This window comes from Mesorhizobium sp. M0960 (assembly GCF_040319055.1).
GTDB lineage: Bacteria > Pseudomonadota > Alphaproteobacteria > Rhizobiales > Rhizobiaceae > Mesorhizobium.
Window position 1 is genome coordinate 81,700 of sequence record NZ_JAMYNN010000012.1, and the last position, 13,912, is coordinate 95,611.

Annotated in this window: 12 protein-coding genes; 3 read left to right on the forward strand and 9 right to left on the reverse strand. The window is 64.4% G+C overall.

Features of this window, described 5'->3' with window-relative positions:
• Positions 1 to 119: 119 nt before the first annotated feature.
• The 7 genes from NKH63_RS20940 to bglB form a co-directional block, all read right to left on the reverse strand.
• Positions 120 to 1,208, reverse strand: a complete 1,089-nt coding sequence (locus tag NKH63_RS20940; RefSeq protein ID WP_352483677.1) for an ABC transporter ATP-binding protein — start codon at positions 1,206 to 1,208, stop codon at positions 120 to 122.
• Between the two features lie 7 nt (positions 1,209 to 1,215).
• Complete coding sequence (locus NKH63_RS20945; RefSeq protein WP_023716976.1) at positions 1,216 to 2,268, reverse strand: carbohydrate ABC transporter permease; 1,053 nt, start codon at positions 2,266 to 2,268, stop codon at positions 1,216 to 1,218.
• The gene (locus tag NKH63_RS20950; RefSeq protein ID WP_023716975.1) at positions 2,265 to 3,287 is read right to left on the reverse strand and encodes a carbohydrate ABC transporter permease; all 1,023 of its coding nucleotides are present in this window, start codon (positions 3,285 to 3,287) and stop codon (positions 2,265 to 2,267) included. The genes NKH63_RS20945 and NKH63_RS20950 overlap by 4 nt, the downstream gene beginning before the upstream one ends.
• Entirely contained in the window at positions 3,284 to 4,552 is a 1,269-nt protein-coding gene (locus tag NKH63_RS20955) for an ABC transporter substrate-binding protein (protein WP_352918624.1), read from the reverse strand. The genes NKH63_RS20950 and NKH63_RS20955 overlap by 4 nt, the downstream gene beginning before the upstream one ends.
• Positions 4,553 to 4,639: 87 nt before the next feature.
• Positions 4,640 to 7,159 carry a hypothetical protein gene (locus NKH63_RS20960; RefSeq protein ID WP_352918626.1) on the reverse strand — a complete coding sequence of 840 codons (2,520 nt, stop codon included), beginning with the start codon at positions 7,157 to 7,159 and terminating at the stop codon, positions 4,640 to 4,642.
• A complete protein-coding gene (gene kduI / locus NKH63_RS20965; RefSeq protein WP_352918628.1) occupies positions 7,156 to 7,989 on the reverse strand; it encodes a 5-dehydro-4-deoxy-D-glucuronate isomerase in 834 nt (277 codons plus the stop codon). The genes NKH63_RS20960 and kduI overlap by 4 nt, the downstream gene beginning before the upstream one ends.
• Positions 7,986 to 9,086 (reverse strand): beta-galactosidase BglB, encoded by a 1,101-nt coding sequence (gene bglB, locus NKH63_RS20970; protein ID WP_352494368.1) that lies wholly within the window; start codon positions 9,084 to 9,086, stop codon positions 7,986 to 7,988. The genes kduI and bglB overlap by 4 nt, the downstream gene beginning before the upstream one ends.
• A gap of 110 nt (positions 9,087 to 9,196) precedes the next feature.
• Here bglB and NKH63_RS20975 point away from each other — a divergent pair, with 110 nt between their 5' ends.
• The gene (locus NKH63_RS20975) at positions 9,197 to 10,264 is read left to right on the forward strand and encodes a LacI family DNA-binding transcriptional regulator (protein WP_352494369.1); all 1,068 of its coding nucleotides are present in this window, start codon (positions 9,197 to 9,199) and stop codon (positions 10,262 to 10,264) included.
• On the opposite strand, the gene NKH63_RS20980 is transcribed toward NKH63_RS20975, so the two are convergent.
• Both NKH63_RS20980 and NKH63_RS20985 read right to left on the reverse strand, forming a co-directional pair.
• A complete protein-coding gene (locus NKH63_RS20980) occupies positions 10,249 to 10,731 on the reverse strand; it encodes a flavin reductase family protein (protein WP_023716969.1) in 483 nt (160 codons plus the stop codon). The two genes, NKH63_RS20975 and NKH63_RS20980, sit on opposite strands and share 16 nt — an antisense overlap.
• Positions 10,731 to 11,888, reverse strand: a complete 1,158-nt coding sequence (locus NKH63_RS20985; RefSeq protein WP_023716968.1) for an LLM class flavin-dependent oxidoreductase — start codon at positions 11,886 to 11,888, stop codon at positions 10,731 to 10,733. The genes NKH63_RS20980 and NKH63_RS20985 overlap by 1 nt, the downstream gene beginning before the upstream one ends.
• 185 nt (positions 11,889 to 12,073) lie before the next feature.
• Here NKH63_RS20985 and NKH63_RS20990 point away from each other — a divergent pair, with 185 nt between their 5' ends.
• Complete coding sequence (locus NKH63_RS20990) at positions 12,074 to 12,769, forward strand: GntR family transcriptional regulator (RefSeq protein WP_352788341.1); 696 nt, start codon at positions 12,074 to 12,076, stop codon at positions 12,767 to 12,769.
• Positions 12,770 to 12,829: 60 nt separating this feature from the next.
• Entirely contained in the window at positions 12,830 to 13,903 is a 1,074-nt protein-coding gene (locus NKH63_RS20995; RefSeq protein WP_502896351.1) for a Gfo/Idh/MocA family protein, read from the forward strand.
• Positions 13,904 to 13,912 lie beyond the last annotated feature (9 nt).

Sequence of the window (13,912 nt, forward strand, 5' to 3'; positions counted from 1 at the left end):
TCTTGAAGAGTTTGGTTGTCTTAACGTTCACCTATTTTGTGTTTTGACAAGCGCGCAACACGCGTTCGCTGTGCAGCAGTTGCGACAGTTCATGAAACAACCCGCTATCTTGCCTCCGGCTAACGCGGTGCGACACGCAGCCCGGCGGCATCGAAGAGATGCATGCGCTCCGGCGGCAGAGCGAGGTGGATCGGCGGCCCTTGCGATTCAACGCCCTGCTGCTTGAGAACGGCGATAAGTTTGCTGTCGCCGGCAATGGTGGCGTGGACAACGGTTTCCGGTCCCAGCGCCTCGGCCAGCGTTATCCGCGCTTCCACCGATCCCTTGCTGCCATCCGAAAGTTGGATGTCGTGTGGTCGGATGCCAAGCGTCGCGTCGTCTCCCGGTTTCAGCGCGACCCCGTCGGCGGCGACCGAGGCCGACAGCCCGCCCGGACCTTCGACACGCACCTCGGCGCCGCTTGCCGAACGCACCTTCACCGGCAGCAGGTTCATCCGCGGCGCGCCGATGAAGCCGGCGACGAACAGGTTGGCCGGCGCGTTGTAGAGATCGAGCGGCCGGCCGACCTGTTCGATCCGCCCCGAGCGCATGACCACGATGCGGTCCGCCAGCGTCATCGCCTCGATCTGGTCATGGGTGACGTAGATCATCGTGGTTGCCAGCCGCCGGTGCAGGCCCGCCAGTTCAGCGCGCATGGTGATGCGCAGTTCGGCATCGAGGTTGGACAGCGGTTCGTCGAGTAGAAAGGCGGTCGGATTGCGCACCACCGCACGGCCGATCGCCACGCGCTGCTTCTGGCCGCCCGACAATTGACCGGGCCGGCGGTCTAGATAGGAAGCAATTTCCAGCATGCGCGTCGCTTCCGTGATCCGCGCGTCGATCTCGGCTTTCGGCATACGGATGTTTTCGAGCCCGAAGGCGAGGTTCTGGCGCACGCTCATGTGCGGGTAGAGCGCGTAAGACTGGAACACCATCGCCAGACCGCGCTGCGCGGCCGAAACGTTGGTGACGTCGACCCCGTCGATCTCAATCTTGCCGTCGGTCGGCCGATCGAGCCCGGCAATCAGCCGCAGCAGCGTGGACTTGCCGCAACCCGACGGGCCGACGAGGACTAGCATCTCGCCGTCCCCGACGTCGAGGTTGATGCCGTGCAAGATCTTCATCTTGCCGTAAGCGCGATCGATGTTGGTCAGCGTTATCCGTCCCATGACATCCTCACTTCAGTCCGGTGCCGGCAATGCCGGAAGTGATGTAACGCTGCAGGAAGACGAAGACGAGGACGACGGGGATCATCGTCACCACGGTCATCGCCAGGATGTAGTGCCACTGCACGTTTAGCTGGCCGGCATAGGTGTTGAGGCCGACCTGGAGTGTGTAGAGTTCCTTGCGCGACAGCACCACCAGCGGCCACAGAAAGTCGTTCCAGCGCCAGACGACCGAGAAGATCGCCAGCACGGCGAGCGCCGGTGCTGCAAGCGGCAATACGATGCGCCAGTAGATCTGCCATTCGGAAGCGTTGTCCATGCGCGCCGCATCGAGCAGCTCGTCCGGGATGGTCAGCATATATTGGCGCAGCAGGAAGACGCCGGTCGGCGTCGCCACGGTCGGCAAGATCACGCCCCACAGCGAATCGAGCAGTCCGACGGCGCCCACCACCGAATAGAGCGGCACCAGGATGACCGACAGCGGCACCATCAGCGTACCGACGATCACAAGCATCGTCAGATCGCGGCCGCGGAACTTGTATTTCGACAAGGCGAAGGCGGCCATCGAATTGGTGAGCAGCGTGATCAGCGTCGCCATTGCCGTCACAAAGACCGAATTGCGCAGATAGCGCAGGAAGTCGAAATGGACGAAGGGCTCGGTGTAGTTCTCCGTTGCGAAGCCGATTTCGCGCACCGGCTGCCGGTCGGCGATGTTGACCTTGACGATATCGTTCGGCGCCTGCGGGTCCACCATTTGCGCCATGATGCCGATGCGCCGCACCTCGGCCAGCACCTTGGTCGAACCATCCGGAAGCTTCACCCTGTAGAGGGCCAGCGGCTTATCGTAGCCTTCGACCCTCGCCTGTTGGCTGACATAAGGCATTATGGTCGGCGGGAACTCGGCGAGCTGTGCCGGTGTCTTGAATGACGAACCCACCAGCCAAACGGCCGGACCGAACATGATGACAACGCCGCCGAGCAGCCACAGCCAGCTCACGATATCCGTCCAGTGCCAGCCGCGACCGCCGCGCCGGCGGGTCAGGAATGTCATGACGCTGCTCATTCGCGGGCTCCTTTCCGCTCACCCCGGCGTCCGACCTGCAGCTGAACTAAGGTGAGCACGACCAGCACCAACCCCATCAAGATCGAAGCCGCCGAAGCCAGCCCCGGATTGCGCAGCAGGGAGGCGAAGCCGATCTCATAGATGTACTGCGTGATATAGAGGGTCGAGGTTCCCGGCCCTCCACCCGTCAGCACATAGACTTCGTCGAAGATCTGCACGGCGCGGATCAGCGTCAGCACGATGACGACAAGCAGGTTAGGCATCAGCAGCGGCAGCGTGATGCGCCAGAACACCCGCGCCGGCTTCGTGCCGTCCATCTCGGCCGCTTCGTAAAGGTCGCGCGGGATCGCCTGCAATCCGGCAAGCAGGATAAGCGTATAAAAGCCCATATGGGCCCAGACCGAAACGCTGACGGCGGCGGTGAAAGCCCAGAAGCGGTCGGTCAGCCAGTTGTGCGGCTCGCCGCCCAGATCATGGACGATCAGGTTCAGCAAGCCCTGGCGTTGCAGGATCCAGCGCCAGATCAGACCGGTGACGACGGGCGACAGCAGCACCGGAAAGAAGAACACCGCGCGCCAGAAGCTGCGCCCGACGATCTCACGGTTGAGGATCAGCGCTGTCGCCATCGACACGACCGTCATCAGCGCCACCTGCACGACGACGAACAGGCCGGTATTGTGCACGGCCTTCCAGAAGAGATCCTCGTGGCAAGTGGCAGTGTCCAGGTAGTTGCCGCAATCGAGCAGGCGCTGGTATTGCTCGAGCCCGACATAGGTTCGGTCCTGCAGGAAGTAGGCCGTTCCTGACGTGGCCGAATAGAAGAAGTTGATGATCATCGGCACCAGGACGAAAATGCCGAAGATCGCCATGTTTGGGGCCAGGAAGAACGCGGCCATGCCGCCGGTGCCCGTCGCGCGCTGCCAGAACTTCAGCGGCACGTTGACGATCGATGCCAGCCACACGACCGGCGCCGCGAGGGCGGCGCCAATCCATGCCTTCAGTGTCGCGGCGGCGGTCACTTCGCCTCGGCAACCTTGTCGGCGATATCCTGGTCGATCCTGCCCCAGGCATCGTCGAGGCTGAGCTCGCCGGCCATCACCTGGCTGACGCGCGTCACCAGCGCGGCGAAGTAAGCATTGGCCCACTTCCACGGCGGCAGCGCATCGGCCGCCGGCAGGGTTTCACCCGCCGCCTTGACGAATTTGTCGAGCGCCGGACCGACATTCGCGTCGGCCGAGACCCATTTCAGCCCGCCCTTGTCTACGACGCCCTTGTGCGCGGGCAGAAACAGCGTGCGCTCGCTGAACTCTTCCACCACGTCTTCACGGGCCAGATAATCCATGACCTTGGCGACATCCTTGGGATTCTTCGTGTATTTGATGGCGACCAGCGCCGCGCCGCCTTTCACGCCCGAACAGCCTGTAGTACCGCAGGGCGAGCCGGTTGCCACCCAGTCGAAACTGTCGCCGATCTTGGTCGACAGATTGGCGACCTGCCAGCTGCCCGAATAGTAGAACGGGATCTGGGCGTTGATGAAGTCGTCGGCGGCCGCGCGGTAGGTCGAGCCTGCCGCCGACACCCAGGTATCCTTCAGCATCAGGCCCTTGGCGGTCCAGTCGACGAGCTTGCCGACGAACGCCTTGGTGCCGTCGTCCACTTTGGCCGGCATGCCATTGGGGCCGATATAGTTCGCTCCGAAGGAGACATTCGGACCCGAAATGCGGTGGCCGGAACGGTCGATGGCGAAGGCAGCCGGAAGCTGTTGGCTCTTCGCCACCTCGGCGGCGGCGTTGATCCAGTCGTCCCAGGTCGCCTTGTCGCCGGGCAGCGGCACGCCGGCCTGTTCGAACAACGTCTTGTTGGCGAAGCCGCCGGTGAGCGTGAGCTGGGTCATGAAACCCGGGATGGCGTTGGAGCCGTCGGGGCGCATCCAGTCCAGCGTGTCAGCGAAATTGTCCTCCCAATATTTCGGATCGGCCACCAGTGGCCTGAGATCGAGCCAGTGCTGGGCAAGCTCCTTGATGTTCGTGACGCGGGCGATGTCCGGGCCCTGGCCGGCTTCGAGCTGGATGGGCAGCTGCTCCTGGATCACCTTGTAGGCGACGTTGTCGAGCGTGACGTGGATGTCGGGATTGTCCTTCATGAAGCGGTTCAGAATGTCCTGAATGACATCGCCTTCGACACCGTCCGAATACCACATGATGCGCACGTCGCCGGCAAACGCGCTGGTCGATGCGAGCAGACTGACCGATAGCGCGGCCAGCAAAGTGCGGGACTTATTCATGCTTTCGTCTCCTCCTTTAGCGGGGCGGCGCCCCGATAGTTCAAGCCGCTACGCCCTCTCCTCTTGAGCGTCGCAGCCGATTCCTCCCTACTCTCTGTGCTTCATGCGCATCGCCTCACCGCGCACGGTCCAGTTGGCCGGATCGAGTGTACGTCCCTCGGCCACGATCCTTGCGTCGGCGAGGAAATGCACCGTGCCGTACTCCGGATCCTCGACGATCAACTCGCCGTCGGGACCCGACCGCACCGACAGGCCGGCAAAGGCGCCCGCCCAGGCGTCGAGCGCCGGCAGATTGGCATCCCTGTCACCGAGGCGAACGATCCATGTCGTCCTGCGTCCCGCCGCCCGCAACTCGTTGCCGGCCGTCGGGCCGGCCTCTACCTGCGTGAGCGGAACATCCGTCTTCAGCATGACGAAGGCGCCGCCGGATTGCGCGAACGCCCGATCGCCACCCACTCGCACGGCATCGAAGGCACGTGCGGGGAACCAGGCGTGCGTGAAGTCGGGCTGTTCATCCGAGCAGGAGAAGCTGACGATGGCGAGGTCGCGGTATTGGTGAAGCCGGGGCAACGTGCCTGAGCCACCCCAATATGATGGTCTGCCATATCCCGACTGCAGCACTTCGCCGGGGTGGTTGATCCAGATCTGCGCATCCGGATTCTTGCCCAGCCGGGCGTGAATGACGGTCTCCTGATAACCCCATTGATTCCAGCGATAGCCAGCGGCGCTGCCCATCGCATGGCCGCGCGTCTTGTAGTGGTAGAGCCGCGCGAAGCGGTCTTGTCCCTGCGCGAAAGTCCATTCCCACGCCGTATCGTCGGTGAGGGAAGCAATTGCTGCCAACCCGTCCGGAACGCTCAAATCGTGATCCCGCAGGCACAATGCCAGCTGCGGCAGCGCGTGAAAGCGCATGCCGTAATTGCCCTTGCCCCAAAGCATGCGGCAGATGCCGGACAATTCCAGGGAACGCGCGGCGCGCAGCGTGTGCTCGTAGGAGCGGCCCTGCGCCCCGGTGAGGATGCCGCGATGCGCCGAGCGGGCGACGATTTCAAGCAGGCGTATGACTGCGTTGCCGGCACGTTCGGCGATGTCCTTGTCCGGGGCCAGCGCGCAGAGCGCGCACAGGCCCTTGAGGTCGATCGGAAAATAGGGCGCCGAGTTGAACTCGGCCATCTCCCATGCCTCGAAATGATCGAGCCAGGCGCGTACCCGCGCGGCTCCCACCGCGGACTGTTCGCGGCCAAGGCGGCCCGACCGCACGAACCGCACATCAGGCAACAGGCTCCCAGCAATATAGGCGGCGGTGTGGAAGAGCAGCGCGTGGTTCTCGGAGAAGTACCACTGCACATCATTGCCGGGCTCGTCCATCCAGTAGCGATAGCCGAGGATGGCGTTGTCGATGCGCGCGCGCAGGCTCACTTCCAGCCGATCGCCATAGGCCTTGCGGCACCACAGCAGCGGCACCAGGATGAAGTCGGCGCAATCGTGACAATCCTCGATCGCCGGCAGCGCGCCGGAGATCATGGCGTCGGTCTCGGCGCCCTGCTGCCCGATCGCCAGGCGCGCCAGCGCGCGCACCGTATCGGCCTCGGCGTGACCGGCGACCTCGCGCAGAGCCTCATCTATACGCGCGGCAAGCGTTTCCGGTGCCTCGCCCTGACGGCGCGCGTGGCATATCTCGACGCCGAAGACACGCGTTACGGCATGGTCTGCGACCCTCAGCGTCACCTTGAAATGGCGAAAGTCGGCCGGCAGCTGCTCGGTATCGGCGATCGGCAGCCGCGTCTGGCCCGTTGGCAGATCGAAGGCGAAGCGCACCGGCGTCTCGATCGACATGAAATCGCCTTCGATCTCGATCTCGACTTGCGCGTCGCGCGGCAGGGCCACGCCGGTGACGAGCGCCACCTCGCCGCCGTCATAGGCGGGACGGTCGAAATGCATGTCGTCGAGGGCTGCTTCCATCGCATCGGCAACGCCGCTCTCGACTTCGATCGGCAGTGCGACCGAAGCAGCCGGACCGGATAGATAATCGAGCTGGAAATAGTAGCGGGCGTCGCGCTCGGCGAGATCGTCGAACCATATGCGAATGTCGTTGCGGCCGACCCTCAGCACGATCTTGAAGTGCTCGGCACTTTCCAGATTGCGGCCGTAGGGCGCCATCCAGCCGGCTTCCTCGCCATTGGCAAAGAGTATGGCGCCGCCGCATGTACGCAGCCGTACCATCACCTCGCCACTCGAGGCCGCCTCGATGGTGGTCTCGGCCCAGGTTCCAAGCACCGTCGGCCGGAACCAGAAGCCCGACAGGTCGATGCGTGGCGAGGCGAAGGGCAGCCAGATGCGCTCAGCGCCGAATTCGGCGCTGACCTGTGGTCGCTTGCCGCGTCGTTCCGCTGCGAACTGCGTGCGGCACGGATATTCATGGGGAATGAAATTCTTGTGCTTGGTAAGGAAGAAGAAGGGATCCATCTCGCCTTGCATGGGCTGGTCGGCCACGTCGTAGCGTTGCTCGGCGATAGACCCGAGCCGCCAATAGACGATTGGCTGCCCCGCCACGAGCGGCCGGCGCAGCGTAAAGTCCGTCCGAACGCTTTGCGCGGCCTCGCTCATCGCAAATCCTTCATGGGTACTGGATCGACATCGGTGTAGGCCTGGTTTTCGCCGGTCATGCCCCAGACGAAAGCATAGGGGCCGGTGCCGGCACCCATATGGATAGACCAGGCGGGCGACAGGACAACGTCACCGTCCGCAACCATCAGGTGGCGCGTCTTGTCAGGCCGGCCCATCAGATGGACCACACGGTCGGCCTCGGCGAGGTCGAAGTAGCAATAAGCTTCCATGCGCCGCTCATGCAGATGCGGCGGCATGGTATTCCACACACTGCCCGGCGCGAGGTCGGTGATCCCCATCAGCAAGAGGCAGGACGGGGCCACTTCGGGATGGATGTACATGCGCAGCGTGCGCTTGTTCGCACGAGCCTCCTCGCCGAGCACAAGCGGCTTGGCTTCGCTGCTGACGATGAGACGGTGCGCAATATCGGCGCCGGCCGGCACCGAGTTCATATAGAAGCGTGCCGGCCTCTCCGGATCGTCGCTCTCCAGCGTCACCTCGCGTGCTCCGCGTCCGACATAGACGATGTCGCGGTTAGCCACGGGAAAGCGCCTGCCGTCCACCGCGACCGCGCCATTGCCGCCGAGATTGGCAATGCCCATCTCGCGCGCGTCAAAGAAGAGCGCGGTGCCGACTTCGGCCCCGTTGCCGAATGTCAGCGGGTTGGCCAGCGGCACCGCGCCACCGACGATCATGCGGTCGACATGGGTGTAGACGAATTCGATCGCGCCGGGCCGGAACAAGCCGTCGACCAGGAACTCGGCCCTCAGCCGGTCCGTGTCCATGCCGGCAATATCGCCCGGCGACACGCCATAGAGCGTCCGCATCATGCCGCCTCCACCTTCGACTGCAGATGCCGGGTCCCTTCGGTCAAGCACAGAATGGCCAGCGCCTGTCCGTAGCCCGTCGGATGGATGGGTATATCGCGATAGAACTGCAGGTCGGCGCCCATGCGTGTGCCATAAGACACGTTCGCCACCACACCTTTGTCATCGATGTTGGCCACCACGGCTTCCAAGGCGCGGAGGCCGGCGGCACGGCACTCTGTCGAGCCGATTCCGAGCCGCGCGGCCTTCATCAACCCGTAGCCGAAGCCGGCCGTGGCGGAAATCTCCTCGTAAGACGTCGGGTCGTCGAGCAGAGTGTGCCATGCGCCCGAACCTGCCTGCACCTCGAGCAGGGCGTTGATCTGCGTCTCCAGCACGCCGAGCAGATAGGCCCGGACCGAGGGTGCAATTTCGGCGAACTCCACCAGTTCGAGGATACCGACGGTAATCCAGGCATTGCCTCTCGCCCAACGCGCACGGGCGAAATTGTGCCGTCCCGCGAACGTCCAGCCGTGAAACCACAGCCCTGATGCCGGGTCGGCGAGATAACGGGCGTGGACCAGGAATTGCCTTTCTGCTTCCTCGACGAAGCGACGCTGACCGGCAGCCTGGCCGTAGGATGCGAGGAACAGCGCCACCATGAACAGCGTGTCGTCCCACAATTCGTCGTCGTTGACCCGGTCCGAAACATCATGCTGGAAACCGCCTTCGGGCGTCCGTGGCAAGGCGGTGACTACCTGCTCGGCCCATTCGCGCAGGACCGGCTCGAAGCGCGGCTGGCGCCGGCGCCGCCACAATTCGCTTAGCGCCAGCAGAGGCGCCGTGGTGTTGACGTTCATCGCAGGGAGACCGGCAGCGATGCGTCGGTCGTACCAGGCCTCGATCGTCTGCAGCAGCCGATCGTCGCCGGTCTGCGCCCACAGCCGAACCAGCCCGTAGAGCCCGACGCCCTGCGGCCATTCCCAGCTGTCGAAGCTGACATAGTCGCCCGGCGTGCCGTCGAGATTCGGCTCATGGAACCGCCCGTCATGACGCAAGCCGGTCATGCCGGCCACGAGGCTGGCAAGCACGGAATTCAGGCGTTCGGCCGACAGCGGCATCACTCCTCCCGTTTCTCCCGCTTCATCGGAACTGTTTCACAGCCATTTTTCTTGCGCAATCTGAAAATTTTTTGCATTAATCGGGTGACTTGGCGGAGATGACGGAGCGGATGAATATCCAGGGCAAGCGCGGGCGCCCCAGCCGCCGCATTCGACTTGAGGAGATCGCGGCGCGTTGCGGCGTGTCGGTCAGCACCGCCTCCCGTGCGCTGAGCGGTGTCGGCGGCGTGAGGGACGAGCTTCGCACCAGGATCATCGAAACGGCGAAGTCGATGAACTATGCCATTCCCGCCTCGGTTGCCGGCCGCAAGGTCATCCTGGCCGCAAGCAGCGTGGCAATGGTGGACAGTGCCCGCAATCAGTTCACCTACCATGTCCTTGATGGGCTCAACGAGCGCGCCCGGTTGCTGGGCGTCGAACTGGTGACCCGGCCGGTTTCGGCGCCCGAGGACGAAATCGCGCTGCTGCGTGAATCCGAGCGCGACGACACCGTCGCCGGCTGCCTGTTTCTGACACTGGACGATGACGATGTGCTGACGCTGACAGCCGGATTCGCCAAGCCGATCGTGCTCGTCAACGGCGACGATCCCTCGATGCGCCATTCGAGCGTGACGCCCTGCAATCGCTCTGCCGCCATGCTTGCCGCGCAGCATCTGATCGGCCTCGGCCACCGCCGCATCCTGTTCCTGATGCGGCGTGGGCGGCGCACGATCGAGCGGCGCTACGAAGGTTGGCGCGACGCGCTGATCACGGCCGGCATTGTCGGCTTCGACGACTTCGTGGTCGAGGTGCAGGACTGGCTGCCGGAACTTGCGAGCAGGGCCGTGACCGAGCGCATCGCGGCCCGCGGCCTCGATTTCACCGCCGTGCTGACGGCCGGCGACAGCCTGGCGTTTGGTGCCATCGCCGGCGTCCAGGAGGCCGGATATTCGGTGCCTGGCGATGTGTCCGTGGTCGGTATGGACGACTTGCCGCTCGCTGCCTTCTGCAATCCGCCGCTGACGGCGATGCACATTCCCATGCGCGAGATCGGATCGGCGGCGCTTAGCCTGTTGCTCGACGACATGGCCCATTCGGGGTCGCCGCCGCGTCGCGTCGAACTTGCCTGCAATCTCGTGGTGCGCCAGTCGACGGCACCAGCCCGGAGCGGCGCCGGCGGTCATCAACTGGCCTCTTGAGCGCGCGACTTGCCGCCAGCAAAGAGCAACGGCAACCCCTCTTGCGTCTCCAGTTCAAGGACACGTCCAAGCAGGATCATATGGTCGCCAGCCGGAAAGCGGTCGGCGACGCTGCATTCGAACCGCGCCAGCGCGCGCGGCAGCAATGGCACGCCGTGCTCGCTCCATGACAGGTCAAGATCGGCAAAGTCCGTCCCCGACTTCGAAAAACGCCAGCACAGATCGATTTGATCTTCCGCCAGCACGTGAATGGCGTAGTGCGCGGAATTGGCGAAGGCTTCGAACCGGCGCGAGTGGCGGCCGATAGACCAGAGCACCAGCGGCGGGTCGAGCGACACGGATGAGAAGCTGTTGGCGGTGATTGCGACCGGGCCGTCGGCCGTGCCGGTGGTGACGACCGTGACGCCGGTGGCGAAACGCCCGAAGGCATTGCGCAAAAGGCCTGGATCGCACACGACATGCTCCATCAGCGGCGCTCCCCCGTTCCCAGTGGTGTCGCCGGGATCCGTTCGGGCACCCGGCCATAGGCGTGCGGGAGCGAGCATGTCTTGAGCTGGGGCAGGACCTTGGTGCCGAAATGACGCGCCTCGTCGAGATGGGGGTAGCCGGAAAAGATGAAGGCGCGGATCCCCATCTTCATATACGCCTCGATTTCCGACAGAACCTGATCGGTCGAGCCCACCAGCGCCGCGCCGCAGCCAGAGCGCGCCCGCCCGACCCCCGTCCACAGATGCGGCTCGACATAGCCTTCGGCATCGGCGATCTGGCGGTTCCTGGCCTGGTGCGATACGCCGAGCGATCGGGCGTCGAGCGCGCGCTCGCGGATCGCCCTGCCCTGCTCGTCGTCCAGCCTCGAAACCAGCTCCCGGGCATATTCCTTTGCCTCTGCCTCGGTATCGCGCACGATCATGTGGACGCGCAGGCCGTAGTCGAGCGTCCGCCCATGACGCTCGGCGCGCTCGTGGACTGCTCTCATGCGGCCGGCAAGCTCCTCCTTGGTTTCCGGCCACATCAGGTAGACGTCGCACTGTTCGGCGCAAAGCTCGAGCGCGTCGGGCGAATAACCGCCGAAATAGAGCAGCGGGCCGCCATTCTGCTGATAGGGCTTCGCCGGCGCCGTCGAGAGCCCTTTGTAGCGATAGACCTCGCCCTCGAAATCGATGCTGTCCCTGGTCCAGGCCTGGCGCAGGATCTGCACCACCTCGCGGGAACGCTGATAGCGGTAGGCGCTGTCGGCTGTCTCGCCCGGAAAGTCCGACGAAATGACGTTCACCGTCAGCCGGCCTTCCAGCATGTGGTCCAGCGTCGCAATCGTGCGCGCCAGCATGATCGGCTGCATCTCGCCGCAGCGCACAGCGGCAAGCAGATTGATCTTCGACGTGATCGGCGCGCAGCCGGCAACGAAGCTCAGCGTGTCCTGGCCGACCTGATAGGACGACGGACACAAGATGTTGCGGAAACCGAGTGCCTCGGACGTCTTCACGATCTCGGAGCAATGCGCCCAGCCCGAGCGCAGTGCGCCGTCCGGCACGCCGAGATATCGATAGTCGTCCGAGCAGAGTGCGGCGAACCACGAGACTTCGGCAGCATCGAGATCCGGCGAGGTGATTGGGACGATGCTCATTGCCACTCTTCAGAAAAGACGTCCGGGCCACTCAATGACGTCCGGAGCTGCGAATAGGGCTTGCGTAGCATTCGTTTCTGTGTAGATCAATACTGTATCAATTTTGGAGCCAAACCCGAAACCGAGATGCGATTGGAACACCGATGCATTTGACAAGGGCGGACCCAGGCCACCGATCCAGCCAGATGCGCGGGCCCTTGCCTGTGCACTTGCAGACCAGCGAAATACTGATCCGCGAAATCGCGGCCGGACGGCTGCCCGACGGGGCGCGGCTGCCGCCCGAGCGCGAGATGGCCGCGAGCCTCGGGATTGCCGTCGGCACGCTCAGGCGCGCGCTGGCAGATTTGACCGAAAAGGGCCTTCTCGATCGCATCCAGGGCTCGGGTAACTATGTGCGAGCGCGCGGCGACTTGCTCGGGATCTATGCCTTCTTTCGCCTGGAGCGCATCGGCGGTGGCGGCCTGCCGAGCGCCGACGTGCTGTCCGTCGAGCGGCTGCCCAAGCCCGCCGACCTGCCGCAATTCGGCAGCACCGGCGAAGCCCACCGTATACGCCGGCTGCGGCGGCTTGACGGCGAGCCGGCCGCGGTCGAGGAGATCTGGCTCGACGTCAGCCGCGCCGAGCGGCTCAAGCGCGAGGACCTGTCGGAATCCCTCTATCTCCACTACCGGCTCGCGCTCGGCTTTTCGATCGTTCGCGCCGAAGACCACGTCGCCGTCGCGCCTGCGCCGGACTGGGCCCCGCTCGAGTTCAGGCCATCGCCGGGGACGGTCGTGGGTTTCATTGAACGTATCGCCTGGGCTGGCGACGGCGCCAGCGCGGAATATTCCCGCAGCTGGTTCGATCCGGGCGCGGCGCGCTACGTCACGCGTTTCAGATAGGCCGGAGGAAGTCGCAGCGTGACCAGATCATCGATCGGCTACGGCATCATCGGCTGCGGCATGATGGGCCGCGAGCACATCCGCAACATCGCTCTGTTGCCCGACGCGCATGTGGCCGCGATCTTCGAGCCGGACCCCGGCATGTTGGCGGCGTCGCTGGCGACGGCGTCGGGCGCGCGATCGGCGGCATCGATCGCCAAACTGCTGGCCATGGACGAGGTAGACTGCGTCTTGATTGCCAGCCCCAACCACCAGCACCTCGGTCAGATGGAGCAGATCGCCGCACTTCGACCACTGCCGGTGCTGGTGGAAAAGCCGCTCTTCACCGACGCCGCTGGCGAGGGGCGGATCGCGGCGCTGAAAGCTCGGCTTCCGCTCGTGTGGGTGGCCATGGAATACCGCTATATGCCGCCCGTCGCCGCATTCATCGAGCAGGCGCGCCACGCCACCGGCGGCATCCGCATGCTGACGGTCCGCGAGCACCGTTTCCCGTTTCTGACCAAGGTCGGCGACTGGAACCGCTTCAACCGCAACACCGGCGGCACGTTCGTCGAGAAGTGCTGCCACTTCTTCGACCTGATGCGGCTGATCCTCGGATCCGACCCCGTCCGCGTGATGGCGAGCGCTGGACAGGCCGTAAACCATCTCGACGAACGCTACGGCGGTGAGAGGCCGGATATCCTTGACCATGGCTATGTGCTGGTTGATTTCGCGAGCGGTGCGCGCGCCATGCTGGAACTCTGCATGTTCGCCGAGGGCAGCCGCTACCAGGACGAACTCTGCGCTGTCGGCGGCGACGGAAAGATCGAATGTCTGGTGCCGGGTCCCGGTCGCTTCTGGCCGACCCACCTTGGCCCTGCGCCAGTGCCCCAGTTGATCGTCAGCCCGCGCAATCTGCCTGGACCACGCCTGCTGGAGATTCCCGTCGACCCCCGGCTGCTCGAGGCAGGCGACCATAACGGTTCGACCTATTTCGAGCATGTCTGCTTCACCGCTGCGGTGCGCGGACAAGGCAAAGTGGAAGTGACCTTGCAAGACGGCTGGTGGGCCGTCGTCATGGGTCTCGCCGCCCAGAGATCGGCCCGCGAAGGCCGCGCCATCGAACTTGCCGTTGAATTCGCGTTGCCGACCTGAGGCCGACCA